The organism is Halolamina salina (assembly GCF_054653455.1).
On the sequence record NZ_BAAIGE010000002.1, the window covers coordinates 1,786,934 to 1,805,621 of the forward strand.

The 18,688-nt window shown below is 66.8% G+C and carries 19 protein-coding genes, 1 tRNA gene and 2 pseudogenes; 10 read left to right on the plus strand and 12 right to left on the minus strand.

Annotated features, from left to right (window positions below; all coding sequences use genetic code 11):
- Positions 1-36: 36 nt before the first annotated feature.
- On the plus strand, positions 37-189 hold the full coding sequence (locus tag ACYQZ5_RS09655; protein WP_379731499.1) for a hypothetical protein: 153 nt from the start codon (positions 37-39) through the stop codon (positions 187-189).
- A 2-nt stretch (positions 190-191) separates the two neighbouring features.
- On the opposite strand, the gene ACYQZ5_RS09660 is transcribed toward ACYQZ5_RS09655, so the two are convergent.
- Genes ACYQZ5_RS09660 through ACYQZ5_RS09670 form a run of 3 tightly spaced genes read right to left on the minus strand, consistent with a single transcriptional unit; the run spans position 192 to position 2,766 of the window.
- The gene (locus ACYQZ5_RS09660) at positions 192-947 is read right to left on the minus strand and encodes an ABC transporter ATP-binding protein (RefSeq protein ID WP_379731500.1); all 756 of its coding nucleotides are present in this window, start codon (positions 945-947) and stop codon (positions 192-194) included.
- The gene (locus ACYQZ5_RS09665; RefSeq protein ID WP_379731501.1) at positions 944-1,732 is read right to left on the minus strand and encodes an ABC transporter permease; all 789 of its coding nucleotides are present in this window, start codon (positions 1,730-1,732) and stop codon (positions 944-946) included. Before ACYQZ5_RS09665 ends, ACYQZ5_RS09660 begins: the two co-directional genes overlap by 4 nt.
- Positions 1,729-2,766 carry an ABC transporter substrate-binding protein gene (locus ACYQZ5_RS09670; RefSeq protein WP_379731502.1) on the minus strand — a complete coding sequence of 346 codons (1,038 nt, stop codon included), beginning with the start codon at positions 2,764-2,766 and terminating at the stop codon, positions 1,729-1,731. Before ACYQZ5_RS09670 ends, ACYQZ5_RS09665 begins: the two co-directional genes overlap by 4 nt.
- 214 nt (positions 2,767-2,980) lie before the next feature.
- Here ACYQZ5_RS09670 and ACYQZ5_RS09675 point away from each other — a divergent pair, with 214 nt between their 5' ends.
- A complete protein-coding gene (locus ACYQZ5_RS09675) occupies positions 2,981-4,099 on the plus strand; it encodes a pyridoxal phosphate-dependent aminotransferase (RefSeq protein WP_379731503.1) in 1,119 nt (372 codons plus the stop codon).
- Here the strand turns inward: ACYQZ5_RS09675 and ACYQZ5_RS09680 are convergent, their stop codons facing one another.
- Positions 4,100-4,846, minus strand: a complete 747-nt coding sequence (locus ACYQZ5_RS09680; protein ID WP_459846002.1) for a proteasome assembly chaperone family protein — start codon at positions 4,844-4,846, stop codon at positions 4,100-4,102.
- Positions 4,847-4,956: 110 nt separating this feature from the next.
- Here ACYQZ5_RS09680 and ACYQZ5_RS09685 point away from each other — a divergent pair, with 110 nt between their 5' ends.
- Positions 4,957-5,232: a hypothetical protein gene (locus tag ACYQZ5_RS09685; protein WP_379731111.1), complete on the plus strand. Its 276-nt coding sequence runs from the start codon at positions 4,957-4,959 to the stop codon at positions 5,230-5,232.
- 49 nt (positions 5,233-5,281) lie between these two features.
- Positions 5,282-5,572: a PRC-barrel domain-containing protein gene (locus tag ACYQZ5_RS09690; RefSeq protein ID WP_379731110.1), complete on the plus strand. Its 291-nt coding sequence runs from the start codon at positions 5,282-5,284 to the stop codon at positions 5,570-5,572.
- Positions 5,573-5,638: 66 nt separating this feature from the next.
- On the opposite strand, the gene ACYQZ5_RS09695 is transcribed toward ACYQZ5_RS09690, so the two are convergent.
- Entirely contained in the window at positions 5,639-7,090 is a 1,452-nt protein-coding gene (locus tag ACYQZ5_RS09695; RefSeq protein WP_379731109.1) for a DHH family phosphoesterase, read from the minus strand.
- Between the two features lie 99 nt (positions 7,091-7,189).
- On the opposite strand from ACYQZ5_RS09695, the gene ACYQZ5_RS09700 reads away from it, so the two are divergent.
- Positions 7,190-7,263: transfer RNA gene (locus ACYQZ5_RS09700), tRNA-Lys, on the plus strand.
- 429 nt (positions 7,264-7,692) lie between these two features.
- Here ACYQZ5_RS09700 and ACYQZ5_RS09705 read toward each other — a convergent pair.
- Positions 7,693-8,256: a hypothetical protein gene (locus ACYQZ5_RS09705; RefSeq protein WP_379731108.1), complete on the minus strand. Its 564-nt coding sequence runs from the start codon at positions 8,254-8,256 to the stop codon at positions 7,693-7,695.
- A 283-nt stretch (positions 8,257-8,539) separates the two neighbouring features.
- Here ACYQZ5_RS09705 and ACYQZ5_RS09710 point away from each other — a divergent pair, with 283 nt between their 5' ends.
- A complete protein-coding gene (locus ACYQZ5_RS09710) occupies positions 8,540-10,717 on the plus strand; it encodes a hybrid sensor histidine kinase/response regulator (protein ID WP_379731107.1) in 2,178 nt (725 codons plus the stop codon).
- Between the two features lie 52 nt (positions 10,718-10,769).
- Here the strand turns inward: ACYQZ5_RS09710 and ACYQZ5_RS09715 are convergent, their stop codons facing one another.
- Positions 10,770-11,210, minus strand: a complete 441-nt coding sequence (locus ACYQZ5_RS09715; protein ID WP_379731106.1) for an acyl-CoA thioesterase — start codon at positions 11,208-11,210, stop codon at positions 10,770-10,772.
- Between the two features lie 91 nt (positions 11,211-11,301).
- Between ACYQZ5_RS09715 and ACYQZ5_RS09720 the strand changes: the two genes are divergently transcribed.
- The 3 genes from ACYQZ5_RS09720 to ACYQZ5_RS09730 all read left to right on the plus strand — a co-directional run bounded on the left by ACYQZ5_RS09720 (position 11,302) and on the right by ACYQZ5_RS09730 (position 12,937).
- Positions 11,302-11,880, plus strand: a complete 579-nt coding sequence (locus ACYQZ5_RS09720) for a DUF8114 family protein (RefSeq protein WP_379731105.1) — start codon at positions 11,302-11,304, stop codon at positions 11,878-11,880.
- A complete protein-coding gene (locus tag ACYQZ5_RS09725; protein ID WP_379731104.1) occupies positions 11,877-12,707 on the plus strand; it encodes an RNA methyltransferase in 831 nt (276 codons plus the stop codon). The genes ACYQZ5_RS09720 and ACYQZ5_RS09725 overlap by 4 nt, the downstream gene beginning before the upstream one ends.
- 65 nt (positions 12,708-12,772) lie before the next feature.
- Positions 12,773-12,937, plus strand: coding sequence for a hypothetical protein (locus tag ACYQZ5_RS09730; protein WP_379731103.1), 165 nt, complete (start codon positions 12,773-12,775; stop codon positions 12,935-12,937).
- A gap of 50 nt (positions 12,938-12,987) precedes the next feature.
- Here the strand turns inward: ACYQZ5_RS09730 and ACYQZ5_RS09735 are convergent, their stop codons facing one another.
- Complete coding sequence (locus tag ACYQZ5_RS09735) at positions 12,988-13,917, minus strand: DMT family transporter (protein WP_459846006.1); 930 nt, start codon at positions 13,915-13,917, stop codon at positions 12,988-12,990.
- Positions 13,918-14,112: 195 nt separating this feature from the next.
- Here ACYQZ5_RS09735 and ACYQZ5_RS09740 point away from each other — a divergent pair, with 195 nt between their 5' ends.
- Positions 14,113-14,598 carry an Lrp/AsnC family transcriptional regulator gene (locus ACYQZ5_RS09740; protein WP_379732673.1) on the plus strand — a complete coding sequence of 162 codons (486 nt, stop codon included), beginning with the start codon at positions 14,113-14,115 and terminating at the stop codon, positions 14,596-14,598.
- 19 nt (positions 14,599-14,617) lie between these two features.
- On the opposite strand, the gene gatE is transcribed toward ACYQZ5_RS09740, so the two are convergent.
- The 4 genes and pseudogenes from gatE to ACYQZ5_RS09755 form a co-directional block, all read right to left on the minus strand.
- Positions 14,618-16,492 (minus strand): Glu-tRNA(Gln) amidotransferase subunit GatE, encoded by a 1,875-nt coding sequence (gatE, locus tag ACYQZ5_RS09745; RefSeq protein WP_379818377.1) that lies wholly within the window; start codon positions 16,490-16,492, stop codon positions 14,618-14,620.
- A gap of 80 nt (positions 16,493-16,572) precedes the next feature.
- Positions 16,573-16,728, minus strand: a pseudogene (locus tag ACYQZ5_RS14880) (hypothetical protein); the annotation flags it as partial.
- A gap of 48 nt (positions 16,729-16,776) precedes the next feature.
- Positions 16,777-17,166 (minus strand): annotated as a pseudogene (locus ACYQZ5_RS09750) (type II toxin-antitoxin system death-on-curing family toxin); the annotation flags it as partial.
- A 67-nt stretch (positions 17,167-17,233) separates the two neighbouring features.
- Complete coding sequence (locus ACYQZ5_RS09755; protein ID WP_379731998.1) at positions 17,234-18,646, minus strand: class II fumarate hydratase; 1,413 nt, start codon at positions 18,644-18,646, stop codon at positions 17,234-17,236.
- Between the last annotated feature and the right edge of the window lie 42 nt (positions 18,647-18,688).

An 18,688-nucleotide genomic window follows, 5' to 3' on the forward strand; every position in this document is an offset into this window, starting at 1 on the left:
GAACCGCTTACCACCGCGGGGCCGATAGCGACGGCCATGACCGACGACACCGACGAGGCAGTCGCGGCGTTTCTCGACGCCGCGGACACCGTGTACGAGGAGTACGACAAGGGGTACATGAACGCCGACGTGGCGCTCTCACAGCTGGAAAGCCGGATCGATACGCTGCGGGACGCCGTGGAGGAGTAAGGCTACTCCTCGATCAGTCCGCGGACGTACTCGACGGTCTCGCCGAAGCCGTCGTCGGCCCGCTCGCGCGGGCGATCGAGGTCCACGTCGACGATCTCCTGCACTCGTCCCGGGCTGGGCGCCATCACGACGATACGATCCGCGAGTGTCACCGCCTCGGTGACGTCGTGGGTGACGAACAGCACCGTCTTATTCGTCTCCGTCCAGATCGACAGGAGTTCCTCGTGGAGCATCGAGCGCGTCTGGGCGTCGACGCTGCCGAACGGCTCGTCCATCAGGAGGATCTGTGGATCGACGGCGAGGGCGCGGGCGATGCCGACGCGCTGTTTCATCCCGCCGGACAGCTCTTTCGGGTAGGCGTCCGCGAACTCCTCGAGCCCGACGAGGTCGAGCATCGACGCGACGCGGCGTTTGCGTGCCGCGTCGTCCATCGGCTGCTGTTCGAGCCCGAACGCGACGTTACCCCGTACGGTACGCCACGGGAACAGGTGGTACTCCTGGAAGACGATCCCCAGATCCGGCGAGGGCTCCGTGACCGGCTCGCCGGAGAGGCGAACCTCGCCCTCGGTCGCCGACTCCAGCCCGCCGATGATCCGGAACAGCGTGGTCTTCCCACAGCCCGAGGGACCGACCACACAGACGAACTCCCCCTCCTCGACGCCGAAGCTCACGTCGTCGAGCGCGTGGACCGGGCCGTCCTCGCCCTCGTACGTCTTCGAGACCCCGTCGACGACGACGCGTCGGTCGGATCCACTCATCGCCACGCCAACACCCGGTTCTGGACCGCGCCGACGCCGCTGTCGAGCACGAGGTACACCAGACTCATCAGCAGGATGTACGCGAGCACCGCGTCCACCGAGAGGTTCTGGGAGGCAGTGTAGAGTTCGCGTCCGACGCCGGAGACGCCCATGAGCTCCGCCGCGATGATCAGCATCCAGCACCGGCCGATCCCGGTCCTGATCCCGGTGACGATCTCCGGCAACGCGGCGGGCAGCACCACCTTCCGGATCAGGCCGAGATCGGTGTCGACGCCGAGGGAGTCCGCCACGTCGACGAACTCCTCGGGGACGCTGTCGACGCCGCCGTACGCGGCGTAGTAGTTGATCCAGAACGCTCCCGCGGCGATGATGAACGCCGCGCCGGCGTGGTTCAGCCCGATCCACGCGATCGCGAACCCGATCAAGGCCAGCGGGGGCACCGGCCGGAGCACCCGCACGAGCGGTGTCGCGACGTCGTCAGCGAGGTCGCTGTAGGCCATCGTGACCCCGAGTGCAATTCCCAGCGTCGTGCCGATCACGGTACCGGGGAGCCAGTGGGTGAAGCTCGCGAGCAGCGCATCCGCCATCGCGCCCGACCGGAGTTCGGTCACGAACACCTCGACGACGGCGACGGGCGACGGCAGCACGTAGGGGGGGTTGAACCACGACGCCACCGTCCAGAGTAGGACGAACGCCGCGACGCCGAGCGTGCCCCGGACGAAGCGTCGACGGTCGTACTCGCCGCCGAACTCGATCCCGAGATCGGTCTCCAGTCGCGTGCTCATTCGAGGCCGTCGTAGAGCGAGTAGTCGAAGATCTCGTCGACGGTCAGTTCGGCGTCGGTCTTGCCGAGTTCGGCGGCGTACTCGGCGAACACTTGGGTTCCCTCCTCGATCGTGTGGGGGTCAGTGATGAAGTTCGAGAGCGGCGAGTCCATGGCCTGCTTCGCCGTCTCGGGGCTGAGCGACGACTCGCCGATCACCGTACTCGCGTGCTCGGCCGCCGTCTCCGGGTTGGCCCGTACGAACTCGGTCGCACGCCGGTGTTGGCGGACGAACTCGGTCCCGGCGTCGCTCCCGCGGACGTCGTCGCTCATTAGCGTCACCGCCGCCGGCTGACCGGGCATGAACTCCCCCGAGGTCGTGACGAACTCGTAGGGCAGCCCCGCGTTGTCGATCTTGGTCGGGACTGGCTCCATGATCGAGGTGCCGTCGACCTCGCCGTTGGCCAGTCCCTGGAACACCGCGTTCGCACCGCCGAGGCCGGTGATCTCGACGTCGTCGTTGGCGGCCGGGTCGATCCCGAGATCGTCGCTGAGCCAGTACCGAAGCAGGATGTCCGGCACCGACCCCTCGGGGAACGTGCCGAACTCGAACGGCCGCCCCTTCTCGGAGGCCCACTGGGCGAAGGAGTCGGCGGGGTTCTCGGGGTCCCACATCGCGAGGAACTCCTCGTGACCGATGATCCCCATCGGCTCCTCGATGTTGGCGGCGACCACCTGTGCGGCGATCCCGCGGTCGATCACGATCATCGCCGGGACGATACCGAACATCGCCACGTCGATCTCGCCGGAGGCGTACGCCTGTACGATGTCGGGACCGCTGGAGAACTCCGTGCCGTCAATCTCGGCGCTCAGTTCGTCGAAGTACCCCTCCTCCTGCATCACGAAGTACTGCATGTCGGGGTAGATCGGCATGTACGCTACGGTGAGTTCGTCGTTGCCGGCGCCGCCGCCCAGACAGCCCGCGAGGCCGAACGTCGCCGCCGCACCCGTCGCCTTCAACGCGTCGCGCCGCGAAACACGGCTGTTCTGACTCATTACGTCCGTTTGTCGGCCACCACTTAATGCACTCCTGCCGTCGGCGAGAACCTCGTTCGGTCAGTGACGCCGAAATCCGGCCGGAGATCGACGGGAAACGCCGCATCTCCGCTAACACCGGCGCCGACGCCGAACGTATCCGTCCGAGGAAGCGGCAATTACGCCCGGTAAACGGAGAGCAACCATTAACGCACTCCCCACCGACCTCGGAGGTATGCCCCAGTTCTCCGACCGCGTGGAGCGTATCGCCATCTCCGGCATCCGGGAAGTGTTCGAGGCCGCCGGCGAGGACGCGATCAACCTCGGCCTCGGTCAGCCCGACTTCCCGACGCCTGATCACGCCCGCCAGGGCGCGGTCGAGGCGATCGAGGCCGGGAAGACCGACGCCTACACCGGCAACAAGGGGATCCCTGAACTCCGGGAGGGGATCGTCGCGAAGCACGAACGCGACCTCGGCCTCGAGTACGACCCCGAGCAGGTGATCGCGACCGCCGGCGGGAGCGAGGCGCTCCACATCGCACTGGAGGCCCACGTCGGCCCGGGGGATGAAGTGATCATTCCGGACCCCGGCTTCGTCGCCTACGACGCGCTGACGAAGCTGACTGGGGCGGAGCCGGTCCCGGTGCCGGTCCGCGACGACCTCACCATCGACCCCGAGGCAATCGAGGATGCGATCACCGAGGACACCGCGGCGTTCGTCGTCAACAGTCCGGGCAACCCCACGGGCGCGGTCTCGCCCGTCGAGGACGTGCGCGAGTTCGCCCGCATCGCCGAGGCGCACGACCTGCTCTGTATCTCCGACGAGGTGTACGGCCGGATCGTCTTCGACGGCGAGCACCGCTCGCCCGCCGAGTTCGCGCCCGAGCAGACCGTCCTCGTCGACGCCTGCTCGAAGACGTACTCGATGACCGGCTGGCGGCTGGGCTGGGTCGCGGCCGCGCCCGAGCGCGTCGAGCGCATGCTGCGCGTCCACCAGTACGTGCAGGCGTGTGCGTCCGCGCCGGCCCAGTACGCCGCCGAAGCCGCGCTCTCGGGTCCCCAAGGCGTCGTTGACGAGATGGTGGACAGCTTCGAGGAGCGACGTGACCTGATCGTCGAGGGGCTGACCGACATCGGCCTCGACGTCCCCACCCCCGAGGGCGCGTTCTACGTGATGCCCGAGGTGCCCGAGGGGTTCGTCGACGAGTGCGTCGCCCGCGGGGTCGTCATCGTGCCGGGCGAGGCGTTCGGCGCGGCCGGCGAGGGGTACGCCCGGATCTCCTACGCGACGAGCACCGAGGAACTGGAAGAGGCGCTGGAAATCATGGAGGAAGCGTACGAGGCGGTGCAGTAGCTACTGGAACATCCCGGTCCGGGAGACCTGCGAGGCCTCGTGCTGGTCGGCCTGCTGCATCTTCTGTGCCAGCTCCTTGCGCTGGTCAACGATCTCCTCGGCCTGGTCGACCAGTCGCTGCGTGTCGATGTCGACACCGGCGATGGGGTTGATCCCCTGTTTGATCAGCGCGTGGGAGCCCTGCGGGTCGGGGAACCGCGGGTCGGTGTCGACCATCAGCCCCACGGCGTCCACGTCGGCGTCGACGGCCTCGAATAGCAGTGCGCCGCAGGGGCCGGAGATCATCCCGCCGTCGTCCGGCGGCGCGACCGCGGCGTCGTCGAGGCGCTCCTGCCCGGCGCCGACGCCGATCCCCTCGACCGACGGCACCTCGTCGGCGTCGCGCTCGGCGGCGAGCCCGCCGAGGTAGACGGGGAGCACGTCGTTGTCGCCGATCCACTCGGTGAGCCGCTCCGCGAACAGCGGTGCGTCCATGACGTGAACCGGCACGTCGCTCCGGAGCGCGACCAGTTCCTCCTCGTCGTCGATGTACAGCCGGATCGGGGAGTTCACGTCCCGATCCGCGCCGTCGAACACCGTCACCGGCGGGATCCCCTCGCCGCGGACGCTCGCGAACTCCTGCATGTCACGCTCGTCGATCAGGTGGTCGGTGGCGATCTTGCCGACCAGCCCGACGCCGGGCATCCCCTCGATCAGCGTCGCGCCCGTCGGGTCCACCGAGTCGTCGGTCACGCGGATCTCGACCATGGGTCGAACGTGTGGCCGGGCGGTGCAAGTGCGTTGTGGCGGTCGGTGGGGCGGCACGGCTCTCCGCCACCCGAAACTTTTGCAGGGCCGCCCCCGTTCGTGACGGACGCATGACTGGACCACCCGAGGATCCCCCGGAGGCACGGCGACTGGACGACTTCTACGAGATCGCGGTCGACGGGCGGACGGTTCTCCGAGTCGAGGAGATCTCCGAGTTCAAGCAGTCCGCCGTCGACGACGCCGTGATCGCACACGTCCTCTCGGGAGTGGGGGAGGCGATCGCGGAGGATATCGAGGAGGAACACGGCAAGACGCCGGAGGAGGTCATCGAGGCGGCCGAGCCGGAGGTCGCCGAGTTCGATCCGGACGTCGGCGAGTGGGAGTAGCGCCGACCGACAGCGAAGAATTATTGTTCATCGGTTCGTCGGCCCGGGTATGAACGTGGATTCCCAAGAGATCACGGCGCTCGTGGGTCGGGAGGTCTACTCCAACAACGGCGTGTTCGTCGGCGAGGTCGAGGACGTCCGCCTCGATCTCGGCGCCGAACAGGTGACCGGGCTGGCGCTGTCGGGGCTGAACGAGGAGTTGTTCCAGGGCAACGTCGAGGGCGACAAGGGCGTGATGGTTCCCTACCGGTGGGTGCGTGCGGTCGGCGACGTGATCCTCATCAACGACATCATCGAACGCCTGCGCGGTCCCGAAGAGGCAGAGGAGACGCTGGCGTAACTCGTTCCCTTCTCACGGCAGTCACGCGATCGAGTTCGTAAAACGGCGAGCATCCGCGCTCGCGGTTCAGGAGCCGTTCGACGTCTCGCCCTCGACGCCCATCGCCTCGAACAGCTTCCGGCGAACCGCCTCCTCGGCGAGGCTGAGCAGCGTGTCGCGGTTCTCCTCGGTGGTCTCGATCCCGCCGAACACGCCCAGCGGGATCTCGACGCTGGCCTGCGTGGAGTGGCCGGCGGCCTCGCCGATCTCGCCGAAGGCGTCCTGCAGCACCTTGCCGATGTTGAGCCGGATGTCCTTCGAGCGCGCCGAGAGGTAGATGGTGTCCTCGGCGATCCCGAACACCGCGGTGGTGGTGATCCCCTCCAGATTGAGGAGGTGTGAGGCGGCCTGGGTGAGCGCGTCGCGGTCGCGGATGAACCCCGCGTTGGAGATCAGGTGGCTCCCCTGCACCTCGCGGTTCTGGATCGCCTCGGCGAGCACGTCGAGCGTCTCGGGCGACATCGACGGCGACTCGACCTGTTCGAGCGTCTCGTGGTCCGCGAACGGGTAGAGGTACGCCGCAGCGGTGAGGTCCGCGGGCGTCGTGTCCCGTTTGAAGTCGAGCGTCTCCGCGCGGATGCCGTACAGGAGCGCGGTGGCCACCTCCTCCGAGGGGGAGATGTCGAACTCCTGCATGTACTTCGTCAGGATCGTCGACGTCGAGGAGACGTTCGGCCGCACGTCGACGAAGCTGGCGTCGATCTCTTCCTCGGGTTCGTAGTGGTCGATAAACACGTCGATCGGCGCGTCGATCTCCAACTCGCCGCTTTTCATGTGGTCGACCAGCGCGAGCGCGCCGTAGGACTCCAGCGCCGGCGCGTCGTCGCGGTCGGTGAGTTCGATCCCGAGGAGGTTCACGAACGCGCGGTTCTCCTGATGGCCGATGTCGCCGTCGTAGAGGATGTCGGCGTTCACGTCGTAGCTCTCGGCGATCGCCCGCAGTGCGACCGCGCTGGCGATCGAGTCGGGGTCGGGGCTGTGGTGGGTCAGAATCGCGAGGTCGCCGTCGGCGTTGCGGAGAATCTCCGCAAGCTGGCGGGCCTTGTACTCCATCTCGCCGGACTCGAGCGTCCGCAGCGCGGAGTCGGCGATCACCTCGGAGGGGTTGATCACCACGTCGGCACCCAGCTCCCGGAGTTCGTCGCCGCTGACGGGATCGGAGGCGCGGACGACGATGAACTGGTCGTCGTCGCGCTCCCGGATCGCCTTCACTGCAGCCTTGTTGGCCTCCACGTCGGAGGCGAGGATCAGCACCACGTCCCGGTCGGCGACGGCGTCGACGACACCGGGGGTGGCGATGTCCTGCACGACCGCGTTGAGGTCCTGATCCCGCAGCGCCTCGACGCGGTCCTCGTCCTTGTCGAGGATGAGGACGTCCTTCCCCTCGGCGTCGAGCGACTCGGCGACGGCGTGACCGACGCTCCCGCAGCCGAGGATGGCGTACGACGACATCGAGGAGATGCTGACCCCGGTGCTCATGTCTACCCGGGATTTCCGCGGGACGACACTTAAGCTCCACCGTTCGCTTCGGGGCGAAAAGGAAACCCTCTTTATCGGCCCGCCGTGACGTGGTCGTGAGGGCCGGTAGCTCAGTTAGGGAGAGCGACGGACTCTTAATCCGTCGGTCGAGGGTTCAAATCCCTTCCGGCCCGCTTCTCGTGTTTCGAACGAACGTGAGAAACCGAGAGCGTCGCGGAAGGATTTGAACGACGGAGCGAGCGGCCACCGGGAGCGAAGTTCCGGTAGTTCACAATCCCTTCCGGCCCATTGTCTTCGACGACATTTCCTGGCGATCCGATTCGCGTGTACACGAACGTTCTGATCCTTATATAGTGATTTTGACCCTTTCCCCTGGTTCAGAGGTTTAGTTTTGTTGCGTCACCGACGCCAGGTCTGCTATGTATGGCGGTCAGCAGGAGTGAATGGCATGACGTATAACTCAATTTCCGCCCAAACTGGCACGCGTAGAATAGTTATCGCTGGGTGCCCATTAGAATGGAGCCGACGATGAGATGAATCAGACAGCAAATGAATATACGAGCTGTAGCAGTCATTTATGATTAAGTCTGTAACTTGATATTTTATGAATTCTTCTCTGGATCATCTATTAGCAATTCTAATTCAACTTCTCTCCCAATCTCTTTCAACTGATCTTTCGCTTCTTTCGCCCTTTTGATGTCGTTTTGTAGACGGCTAATATCCTCTATAATGCCGTGGTCTGAACTGTGTGCGAGATCATTACGTTTTCTCCTTACTCGACTGAGCTCGCCCTTAAGCCCAGAGTCAATCAGTCCGAGGTGGTACAACATAGCCTCTCGATCATGTTGATTGAGGTTCTGTTCAAGGAATTCTATGGAACCCCTTCCATTCGATCCGAAATCAAACACATAGGCATTGATTATGAGGATGCTTTCCTGTTCAATGAGCGCTGAAGTCGTAATGTAGAACGAAATGAGTTCGCTTGCATCTCCGTCTGATAGCTTGTACAACTCCTCTTTCTCGATTTCATCAAGGTTGTCTCCGATCTTCTCTCGTTCTATAATATCGTCTTCTCCGTACTCCTTCAAACTGTTTTGGAGCCGCTCAAATTGCCGTTCTGATAGGCTATCCAGTTCTTCCTCCCCGTCTTCTGATGATGAAGTCATAGAAATAGTTGACAACTCCTTGTTTGAAAGCTCATAGGATACCGACGGCCGTAGCAAGCCTCAGTACGACAGGTAGGGAATCCTGCTTCGCTCCGAGGCGCGCAGAGCGTCAAGGAGGTTGAGGCGGTGAAAATCCCTTCCGCCCTGTGACATTTTCCCCGCGATCACCGACCGGTCAGCCGTCCCTCAGTACGTCACAATCCTCGATATGTGCACTGGATTCACCTCCGAAAACCGGAATCTCTCCCCTACGGTTATCCCGTTCGTTCCCTAACGGTCTGTCATGCCCTTGCCGTCAGACGCGCTACCGGACTACAACGGCCCGGAAACCCCGGTCCAGCGCTCGGTCACGGTACTCCACGTCGACGACGACGCCGACTTCTGCGATCTGGTGTCGATCTACCTCGAACGCGAGAGCGAGCGCCTGGAGGTGCTCACGGCGGCCGACGTCGACGAGGCGCTCGACACGCTCGACGCCGTCGACGTCGACTGCATCGTCAGCGACTACGAGATGCCCGGGCGGGACGGACTGGAGTTCCTCGAGACGGTCCGGGAGCGGGAACTCGACGTGCCGTTCATCCTGTTCACCGGGAAGGGGAGCGAGGAGATCGCCAGCGACGCCATCTCCGCCGGCGTCACCGACTACCTCCAGAAGGAGCGCGGCACCGACCAGTACGCCGTGCTCGCCCACCGCATCGAGAACGCCGTCGAGCAGCACTACGCGACCCGGGAGGTCGAGCGCGGCTTCTCGGCGATCGAGACCGCCCGCGAGGGGATCGCGTTCCTCGACGAGGAGGGGACGTTCCGCTACGTCAACGCCGCCTACGCCGAACTGTACGGCTACGACCGCGAGGAGATGATCGGCAAGCACTGGGAGATGCTCTACCCGGAGGATCACGTCCAGCAGATCCACGAAGAGATCCTCCCGTCGGTGCCGGAGAACGACCGCTGGAGCGGCGAGAGCGTCCAGCAGCGCAAGAACGGCGACCGGCTGGTCGTCGACCACGCGCTCACCTACACCGACGACGGGACCCTGCTCTGTCTGGTGCAGGACATCACCGAGGAGAAGGAGGTCGAGCGAACGCTCGAACGGGAGCGCCGGCGCTTCGAGCAGTTCATCGACGCCGTCGAGGTGTACGCCATCTTCTCGCTCGACACCGAGGGGTTCGTCACGAGCTGGAACCAGGGCGCCGAGCGGCTCAAGGGGTACGACGGCGAGGAGATCATCGGGCGCCACTTCTCGGTGTTCTACCCCGAGGCGAAAGCCGAGATCGGCTACCCCGACGAACTCCTGGAAACCGCACTGGCCGAGGGGTCGGTGCAGGACGAGGGCTGGCGGGTCCGGAAGGACGGCTCGCGGTTCTGGGCGAGAGTGCTCATCACCGCCGTCTTCGACGACGAGGGGACCCATCAGGGGTTCCTCAAGGTGACCCGGGACACGACCGAACAACACGAACGCGTCCGGTCGCCCGACGCGCCGAAGGACCTGCTCGACTACGCGCTCGACGTGCTGGACGACGTGTTCTACCTGTTCGACCCCGAGGGCAACATCGTCCGGGTCGGCGAGCAGGCGACCATGACCGGCTACAGCCGCGAGGAGCTGCTCTCGATGTCGCCGCTGGAGCTGTTCCCGCCCGAGGTCCGCCCGCGGGTGGAGTCGGACATCGAGCGCGCCCTCGAAACCGGCTCGGCGACGACGGAGGCGCCGATCCTGACCAAGGACGGCGAGACCGTCCCCTTCGAGTTCCGGAAACGGCGGATCGTCGACGAGGAGGGGAACGTCTACGTCGCCGGGATCGGGCGGGACATCCGGGACCGGCGGCGGCGCGAGCGCCGGCTAAAACGACAGTTGGCGCAGTTCGACGAGTTCGCCAGCGTGCTCTCACACGACCTCCGGACGCCGCTGAGCGTCGTCCGGGGACGGCTCGAACTCGCTCGCGACACCGGGGAGACCGAACACCTCGAACAGGCCGAATCGGCGCTGGATCGGCTCGACGAGCTCATCGAGGATCTGGCGAGCGTGATGCGCGAGGGCGAACTCGTGAACGACGTGACCGCGGTGGACCTCGGGGCCGCGAGCCGCTCGGCGTGGGACGCCCTCGAGACCGCCGGGGCGACCCTCGCGGTCGAGACCGAGCGGACGATCCGCGCCGACGAGGGCGCGCTGGCACGCCTGCTCGAGAACCTCCTCAAGAACGCCATCGAGCACGGCGAGGGGACGGTGACCGTCACCGTCGGCGACCTCGAGGACGGGTTCTACGTCGCCGACGACGGTCCCGGCATCCCCGAGTCTGAGCGCGACGACGTGTTCGAGATCGGTACCTCCGTCAAGGAGGGCGAACACGGGGTCGGGCTGGCGAGCGTCAAGCAGTTGGCCGTCGCACACGGCTGGGAGATCTCGGTGAGCGAGAGCGAGGCCGGCGGTGCGCGCTTCGAGATCACCGACGTGGAGTCGGTCTGAGGCTCACTTCCCACGTGTCTCTGCTCGCCACCGCCGAGCCGTGGCCGACGGGTCAGTCGTTCCGCCCTTCCAGCGCGCGCTGCCGGAGCCGCTCACCGCGTTCGCTCCCGGTCGTGAGCTCCGGCACCTCCTGCGGTTTCCCCTCGTCGTCGACGGCGACGAACACGAAGTAGGACTCGGTGGTCTGCTCGCGCTCGCCGGTCCGGGGTGCCTCGCGGTCGGCCTCGAGTTTGACGTGGACGCTCGTGCGGCCCGCCTCGTAGACGTACGCCCGGATCACCGCGGTGTCGCCGACGGGGATCGGGCGCTCGAACGACATCTGGTCGATCGAGGCGGTGACACAGCTCTCGCCCGCGAAGCGCATCGCCGAGAGCGCGCCCACCTCGTCCATCCACTTGGTGACGAACCCCCCGTGGGCAGTCCCGTAGTTGTTGGCGTCGGTCGGCTGGACGCGCTCGCGGTTCTCGATGTACGTGTCGAGCAGGTCGGGCACGGGCGTGCTTGGGCGGGGAGGGTAAAGAGCGTGTGCGCCGCCCCGGGCCGGGAACGCGTCCTTTTTGGCCGGCAAGCGGGAACGACCGGTAATGGCGAAAGTGAGCGTCGGCCTTCGCGGCTGGCGGTTCGACGAGGAAGAAGTGTTCACCGACGACGGGGAGTGGGCGCCGCTTGACGAGATGCCCGACGACGCCCGGAACCGGCTGCTGCGTCTCGGCCTGTTGATGGACCAACCCTGCGACGCCTGCTACCTCGAACACGGCGAGGAGGAGAAGCGACGCGCCAACCCCGCGGAGATCGTCTACGGCGAGCCGGGGGACGAGGTGCTGCTGTGCAACGAGCACGAGCCGGACTTCCTCTACTGGTTCCGCGAGGAGGGCGGCAGCGAACTCGCCGGCGAGGAGACGTTCCGCGACGAGTTCCACGAGTGGTTCGTCGCCGGCAACAGCGCGCCCGAGGGGTACGGTCCCGACGAGCACGTCGAGGAGTCGCCGGGCGAACTGCCGAACCTCCCCACCCCCGAGGAGGCTCAGCACCGGCTGGAACAGTCCGTCGAGTTCGAGGAGAAGCGCTACGACCTGCGCGCGCCCGAGAGCGACGACGAGGAGGGCGGAGAGCTCGACGTGTCGGATCTGGATCTGGACACCGACTACCCCGGCAGCGGATGAGCGAGGGAGAGCCGTCCGACGACGCCGGGACGGAGAGGGAGGCATCCGGCAGCGAGGGAGGGCCTGACATCTCGGTCTGTATCGTCGACGCCCAGACGCCCGGCAACGTCGGCACCATCGCCCGGGCGATGAAGAACTTCGGCGTCGAGGACCTGCTGTTGATCGACCCGCCCGAGATCGAGCCGGACGGCGAGGCGTACGGCTTCGCCGGCCACGCCCGGCAGGACGTGCTCCCCGGCGCCGAGGAGATCACGTTCGACGAGCTCTGTGCGAACTACCACACGGTCGGCTTCACCGCGATCACGGGCGAGGACAGCCGCAAGCACGTCCGGTTCCCCTACAGCACGCCCGAGGACCTCGTCGAGGAGCTTCGAGGCGTCGACGCGCCCGTCGCGCTCGTGTTCGGCCGCGAGGACAAGGGACTCTCTAACGAGGAACTGAGCAGGCTGGATCAGGTCGCCTCGATCCCCGCGAGCGAGGAGTACCCCGTGATGAACCTCGGGCAGTCGGCGACCGTGACCCTGTACGAGCTTCGAACGCTCACGCTCGAGGGAACCCAACTGCCCGACACCGAGCCACACCGCGCAGACCCCGAGGAGATCGAGCGACTGCACGACTACTGGGACGAGTTCCTGACCGCGATGGGCCACCGCGAGCACAAACACGAGAAGACCGAGCGGATGTTCCGGCGGCTGCTGGGTCGGGTGAAGCCGACCGACCGCGAGGTCACCACGCTGCTGGGCGTGCTCCGGCGCGCGACCGACCAACTCGAAGACCGTCGGGAACTGCTCGACGAACTCGACGAGGAAGACCAACTGCGCCGCTGACACCGCCGTATTCTGTTGCCGGTCTGACCACAATCATTTTGTGACAGTGGGCAGACCAGTCACTCATGTCCCCGGTCGAAAACCGAGACGAGTTGGTGAAGAACGCCGGCCTCCTGACGATCGGACTGCTCTTCGGCGGTGCCGCGGCGTACCTCACGCAGATTCCGGCTACCGCCGTGTTCGCCGTGGTGTTCGGCGTGCTGATCGTCAGAGAGTTCTCGTCGGCGTAGCCAGTCGAGGGGTACGCCGGACCCCGCAGTCGAGAACCGCTCGACGCGTACTAATCCGCGTAGTGGACTTCGACGCTACCGTTGTCCGAGAGGTCGCTCTGAACGATGCCCTCCGAGCGCAGCCCGAGCCGCGCCAGCGGGTCGTCGGTGGTCGCGAGCGCGAAGCCGGCCGCGACGAGCAGGAACCCCGCCGCGGTCGTCGTCGTCGGCGCGCGGCCGAGCACCGCCCACGCGACCATCGCCGCGGTCACGGGCTCGAGGTAGGCGACGTAGTTCACCCGAACCGGCCCGATCCGCGAGAGCAGGTCGAAGTAGATCAGGTAGCCCACGACGGCCGCGCCGAACACGAGGTAGAGGAACGGTAGCGCCGACTCGCCGCTGACGACGCCGGCGGGGAACGCCTCGCCGCGGAGGACGGCGCCGCCGACGAGCATCGTCGAGCCGAGCAGCATCGCCCAGCCCTGCAGCGACGCCGCCGGAAGTCCCGAGTCCAGCGCGCGAAGGCCGACCGAGCCGGTCGCGAACAGCGCGACGCCGACGAACACCAGCAGGACGCCCGAGAGCGGCACCGAGCTCCCGCCGGGGTTCGCGATCACGACGACGCCCGCGAGGCCGAACAGGAGGCCGAACGCGTCGACGACGCCCGGCGACTCGTCGGCCAGCAGCACGCCGGCGGCGACGGTGGTGAGCACCGGCGAGAGGCTGACGATCACCGAGGAGATCGAGCCGGAGATCACGGCCGTCCCGAGGTAGAGCAGGCCGTGGTAGCCGGCGACGACGAAGCCACCGACCAGCGCGATGGAGAGCCACTCCGAGCGGTCCTGCGGTCGGAACCGCCCGGTCGCGGCGGCCACTCCGGAGATCACCGCACCGGCGAGTAGGTATCGCAGCCCCGCGAACCACAGCGGCGGCACCGAGCCGAGCCCCATCTCGATCGCGACGAACGAGCCGCCCCAGATCGACGCGAGGGAAACGAACAACAGAGCGGCCAGAAGTTGGCCGCGACTCCAGCGAATCGCATTCATTTTCGTGTTTAGACCAAATCTACTGGCGTACTTATGTCTGTCTCTACCGGCTCCGTCGTTTTTGGAACTCTGTTCAGAAAGATGGGTTTCGATTGTTTTTCTCGCTCACTTTTCCACAATCCCTTTGCTTTCCGCTCTCGAACGGGGTGTATGGACGAGCGCGACGTCCGCCTGCTGAAGGCGATCTCCGACCTCGGCACCGGCAGCCCCGAACGCCTCCACGAGGAGACGGACATCCCCGTCTCGACGATCCACTACCGGCTGAACAACCTCCGGGAGGACGGCGTGATCGAGAACGACCTCTACGATCTGGATCTCGACGAACTGGGGCTGGGGGTCACGGTCGTCATCGAGGTGCTGGCGGACTACAGCGGCTCCCACGAACAGCTGAGCGAGCGGCTGCTCGCGATCGAGGGCGTGACGGAGGCGTACTTCACGATGGGCGAAACGGACTTCGTCGTCGTCGCACGCCTGCCCGACAGCGACGACGTGGAGCGACTGATCCGGGCGTTCGAGGACGTCGAGGAGGTCGACCGCACCGACTCGACGTTCGTGATCAAGTCGCTCCGGGACGGGCAGCGGCCGCTGGAGAGCTACTCGCTCGACACGCTGGTGGAGATGCTCGCCGACGAGTAGTTCCGAAAGAGGCCCCGGATCAGGCGCGCTTCTGGATCTCCTCGCGCAGCACCTCGCTCACGAGGTCGCCGCCGGCCTGCCCGCGCAGCGCACCCATGCACTCGCCCATGAGCCCGGAGAAGGCGCCCATCCCCTCCGCCTCGACCTGTTCGGCGTTGCGCTCGACGACCTCCTGCACCGCCTCGCGGACCTCTTCCTCGCTCACGCCGCCGACGCCCTCCTCCTCCATCGCTTCCTCGGGCGTGAGTTCAGGCTCCGCGGCCAGTGCGGTCAGCACGGGGTTGACGCCCTCCTTCGGGAGTTCGCCCTCCTCGACGAGCAGCAGCGTCCCGAGCAGCGCGTCGTCGCGGATGTTCTCCACCTCGACGCCGTCGCGGCTGAGTTCCGTCAGCGTCGACTCCAGCGTGGAGGCGGCGAAGGTGGGGTCGACGCCCGCCTCGACGGCCTCCTCGAACAGCACCATCCGGCGGCCGAACGCGACCTGCTCGGCCAGCCCCTCGTCCAGTCCCAGTTCCTCGGCGTAGCGCTCGACACGCTCGGTCAGGAGTTCGGGCGTCTCCACGTCGCTGGGGTCGGGTTCGACCGGCGGCACGTCGGTCTCGGGGTACATCCGCGCCGCGCCGGGCAGCGGCCGGAGGTAGCGCGTCGTCCCGTCGTCGTTCGCGCCGCGGGTCTCCTCGGGCACGCCCTCGATGGCGGTCCGAGCGCGGTCGGCGGCGGCCTCGATCGCCTGCCCGGCCACGTCGCTGTCGGCGGCGACCAGCGCCACGGCGTCGTTCTCGCCGGCGTCGACGGCGGCTTTCAGATCTTCGACCTCGTCCTCGGTCACGCCGTAGGCCGGCAGTTCGTCGGTGTGGAAGATGCCCCCGGCCCCGGCGCGCTTGGCGTGGTCGGAGAGCTCGGTGCCGAGCCGGCGGTCGGGCTGGATCTCTCGACCGACGAGACCGTCGAAACCGTAGAGGGGGACGGCCAGCACCTCGCCGCCGGAATCGAGCGCGCCGCGGATCACGCCCGAATCGGTGTCTTCGAACACTCCGGCCACGTCGTTGACCTCGCCCACCGCGGCGTCACGGGCTTCGAGTTCGTCGCAGATCGCGAGCAGTTCGACCTGCCGGTCGACCTCGTTGGCGACGATGTCGCGGATGTCGCCCAGTGCCTGCACGCCCTTGATCTCGACGCGGGCGCCCTCCTCGATGGAGACGTTCACGTCCTGCCGGATCGTCCCGAGCCCGCGCTTGACCGACCCGGTGGAGCGCAGCAGCATCCCGATGTGCTCGGCGGCCTCGTGGGCCTGCTCGGGCGAACTGATGTCCGGCGCGGTACCGATCTCCACGAGGGGGATGCCGAGACGGTCCAGCGAGTAGCGAACGCCCTCGTCGGTCTCCTCGACGCGCTGGGCGGACTCCTCCTCGAGCATCACGTCGGTGATGCCCACGCTGCCCTCGCTTGTCTCGATCTCGCCGTTCTGGGCCAGCAGCATCGAGCGCTGGAAGCCGGAGGTGTTCGAGCCGTCGATGACGAGCTTGCGCATCACGTGGCCCTGATCGACCACGTCGGCGTCGAGCAGGTCCGCGATGCTCATCGCGACCTCCAGTGCCTCCTCGTCGATCCGGGCGGGCGGCTCGTCGTCCTCCTCGACCAGACAGGTGGTGTCGTAGGCGAGGTACTCGAACGTGCGGTCGACGCGGCTCTCCTCCATCGCCGCCTCGTCGAGTTCGCCGAGCTCGCTCCGGGTCGGGTGGAGCTCGCGAGTGATGGTGTGGGTCGCCTCCTCGGGCTCGCGGAGTTCGGTGGGCGAGTCGCAGAACAGCTTCGTCTCGGTGTCGAGCTGTTGGTGGATCTCGAGGCCGGCCACGAGGCCGAGCTCCTCGTAGTCGCGGGCGTCGTCGCTCATAGGTAGTTTGGGGGGCGGTGGGGGTAAAAATGGTCGCAGTCGCGGGCGGTCGGGCTACTCGGGGCGGGGTTGGCGAGCGCTCACTCGTCCTCGAGCGCCTCGTAGATCCCGGCGTGGCGTCGGCCGTCGATCTCCCCGATCTCCAGCGCGATCTCGCGTCGCTCCTCGTCGCTCTCGGCCGACCGGTACCGTTCGGAGAGGCGGCGCAGTTCCTCGTCGACAGTCGCCGAGTCGTCGCCGGGAGGTGTCGCGCCCCGAGCGCCCTCGGCGGTCCCGTCGCTCCAGCGGGCACACCGCCGGAAGTAGACGACGGCCGTGTCGGCGTCCACGTCGCCGTCGTCGGCCGCGAACCGGTGGAGCAGCGCCCGGATCTCGTGACCGTACTCGAACGCGCTCCCGTTCAGCGCGTAGAAGACGACGACGGTGCGGAGCGCGGTCCGCTTGTTCCCGTCGACGAACGGGTGCTCCGCGACGAGCAGCCGCATCAGCTGTACCGCCTTCTCGTGTATCGACTCCGGGACCTCGCCGAAGAACCCCTCCGAGACGTACTGCACCGCGGAGCCGACCGACGCCGCAGACCGAACGCCCGGCTCCGTGATCTCCCCGTCCGCGACGATCTGCTCGTGCAGACCGAGAACGGTGTCGGTGGCGGGGTACGCGAGGTCGTCCGTCACGGCCTCGGCTTTCTCGCACGCCCCGATAACCGTTTCCGCTCGGCGGCTCCGAGCCGCGGACCGACTCTCAGTCTTCGTCGCCCAGAATCCCGCGGTGAGTCATCTTCTCGGGGTCAAGCACCGCTTCAGCCTCTTCCTCGGTCAGGTACCCCTCGGCGACAGCGACCTCCTTCACGGACTTCCCCTCAGCCAGGGCCTTCTTGGCGACCTTCGACGCCTTGTCGTAGCCGATAGCGGGGTTGAGTGCCGTCGCCAGCGCCATCGAGCGTTCGACTTGGGCCTCGCAGTGCTCTTCGTTCGCTTCCAACTTCGCGACGAACTTCTCGGCGAACGTCGACGCGCTGTTCGAGAGCAGTTCGGCGGACTCGAGGAAGTTGTGCGCGATGACGGGCTTGTAGAGGTTCAGGTCGATCTGCCCCTCCGCGGCGCCCGCCGAAACTGCGGCGTCGTTGCCCACGACCTGCTTGTGGACCTGGTTCACCGCCTCGGCGACGACGGGGTTGATTTTGCCGGGCATGATGGAGGAGCCGGGCTGGTTCTCGGGCTGCTCGATCTCGCCGAGGCCGTTCCGCGGGCCGGAGGCGAGCAGCCGGAGGTCGTTGGCGATCTTGTTCAGGCTGCCCGCGACCACGCGCAGCGCGCCGTGGGCCTCGCTCATGGCGTCGTGGGCGGCCTGGGCCTCGAAGTGGTCGTCGGCCTCGCGGAAGCCGAGGCCGGTCTCCTCGCTGATGTACTCCGCGGCGAGTTCGGGGAACTCGGGGTCGGTGTTGAGGCCGGTGCCGACCGCGGTGCCGCCCAGCGCCAGTTCCGCGAGCCGCGGGCGGACGCTCTCCAGCCGGTCGATTCCCTTCTCGACCTGCGTGCGGTAGCCGCCGAACTCCTGTCCGAGCCGGACGGGGGTGGCGTCCTGCAGGTGGGTGCGGCCGGTCTTGACCACACCGTCGAACTCCGCTTCCTTCGCTTCGAGTTCGTCGGCGAGCGTCTCCAGCGCGGGCGTGAGGTCCTTCTCGACGGCCTCCAGCGCGGCGACGTGCATCGCCGTCGGGATCACGTCGTTGGAGGACTGCCCGAAGTTCACGTCGTCGTTGGGGTGGACGACGCGGTCGCCGACCTCCGCGCCGATGATCTCGGCGGCGCGGTTGGCGATCACCTCGTTGGCGTTCATGTTCGATGAGGTGCCGGAGCCGGTCTGGAACACGTCGACGGGGAACTGGTCGTCGTGATCGCCAGCGATCACCTCGTCGGCGGCGGCGACGATCGCGTCGGCGGTCTCCTCGTCGAGGTGGCCCAGATCACGGTTGGCCTGCGCGGCGGCCTTCTTCACGACGCCGAGCGCGCGGACGAACCGCCGGCCGAAGGTGCTGTCGGAGATGGGGAAGTTCTGGATCGCACGCTGGGTCTGGGCGCCCCAGTAGGCGTCCGCGGGCACCTGCACTTCGCCGAGGCTGTCCGCTTCGGTTCGGTAGTCCTCTTCGCTCATGCCCGGCCGATCGGCCGGTGCGGCGTAAAACCCTCCGATGTC

What these genes read in the sequence shown, in the direction of transcription:
- ACYQZ5_RS09710 (WP_379731107.1), top strand. Translation starts at nt 8,540, where the DNA reads ATGCCCTTGCCGTCAGACGCGCTACCGGACTACAACGGCCCGGAAACC.
- ACYQZ5_RS09670 (WP_379731502.1), bottom strand. Translation starts at nt 2,766, where the DNA reads ATGAGTCAGAACAGCCGTGTTTCGCGGCGCGACGCGTTGAAGGCGACG.
- ACYQZ5_RS09695 (WP_379731109.1), bottom strand. Translation starts at nt 7,090, where the DNA reads ATGAGCACCGGGGTCAGCATCTCCTCGATGTCGTCGTACGCCATCCTC.
- ACYQZ5_RS09730 (WP_379731103.1), top strand. Translation starts at nt 12,773, where the DNA reads ATGTCCCCGGTCGAAAACCGAGACGAGTTGGTGAAGAACGCCGGCCTC.
- ACYQZ5_RS09720 (WP_379731105.1), top strand. Translation starts at nt 11,302, where the DNA reads ATGGCGAAAGTGAGCGTCGGCCTTCGCGGCTGGCGGTTCGACGAGGAA.
- ACYQZ5_RS09740 (WP_379732673.1), top strand. Translation starts at nt 14,113, where the DNA reads ATGGACGAGCGCGACGTCCGCCTGCTGAAGGCGATCTCCGACCTCGGC.
- ACYQZ5_RS09675 (WP_379731503.1), top strand. Translation starts at nt 2,981, where the DNA reads ATGCCCCAGTTCTCCGACCGCGTGGAGCGTATCGCCATCTCCGGCATC.
- ACYQZ5_RS09725 (WP_379731104.1), top strand. Translation starts at nt 11,877, where the DNA reads ATGAGCGAGGGAGAGCCGTCCGACGACGCCGGGACGGAGAGGGAGGCA.
- ACYQZ5_RS09685 (WP_379731111.1), top strand. Translation starts at nt 4,957, where the DNA reads ATGACTGGACCACCCGAGGATCCCCCGGAGGCACGGCGACTGGACGAC.
- ACYQZ5_RS09680 (WP_459846002.1), bottom strand. Translation starts at nt 4,846, where the DNA reads ATGGTCGAGATCCGCGTGACCGACGACTCGGTGGACCCGACGGGCGCG.
- ACYQZ5_RS09655 (WP_379731499.1), top strand. Translation starts at nt 37, where the DNA reads ATGACCGACGACACCGACGAGGCAGTCGCGGCGTTTCTCGACGCCGCG.
- ACYQZ5_RS09705 (WP_379731108.1), bottom strand. Translation starts at nt 8,256, where the DNA reads ATGACTTCATCATCAGAAGACGGGGAGGAAGAACTGGATAGCCTATCA.
- ACYQZ5_RS09755 (WP_379731998.1), bottom strand. Translation starts at nt 18,646, where the DNA reads ATGAGCGAAGAGGACTACCGAACCGAAGCGGACAGCCTCGGCGAAGTG.
- ACYQZ5_RS09660 (WP_379731500.1), bottom strand. Translation starts at nt 947, where the DNA reads ATGAGTGGATCCGACCGACGCGTCGTCGTCGACGGGGTCTCGAAGACG.
- ACYQZ5_RS09690 (WP_379731110.1), top strand. Translation starts at nt 5,282, where the DNA reads ATGAACGTGGATTCCCAAGAGATCACGGCGCTCGTGGGTCGGGAGGTC.
- ACYQZ5_RS09665 (WP_379731501.1), bottom strand. Translation starts at nt 1,732, where the DNA reads ATGAGCACGCGACTGGAGACCGATCTCGGGATCGAGTTCGGCGGCGAG.
- gatE (WP_379818377.1), bottom strand. Translation starts at nt 16,492, where the DNA reads ATGAGCGACGACGCCCGCGACTACGAGGAGCTCGGCCTCGTGGCCGGC.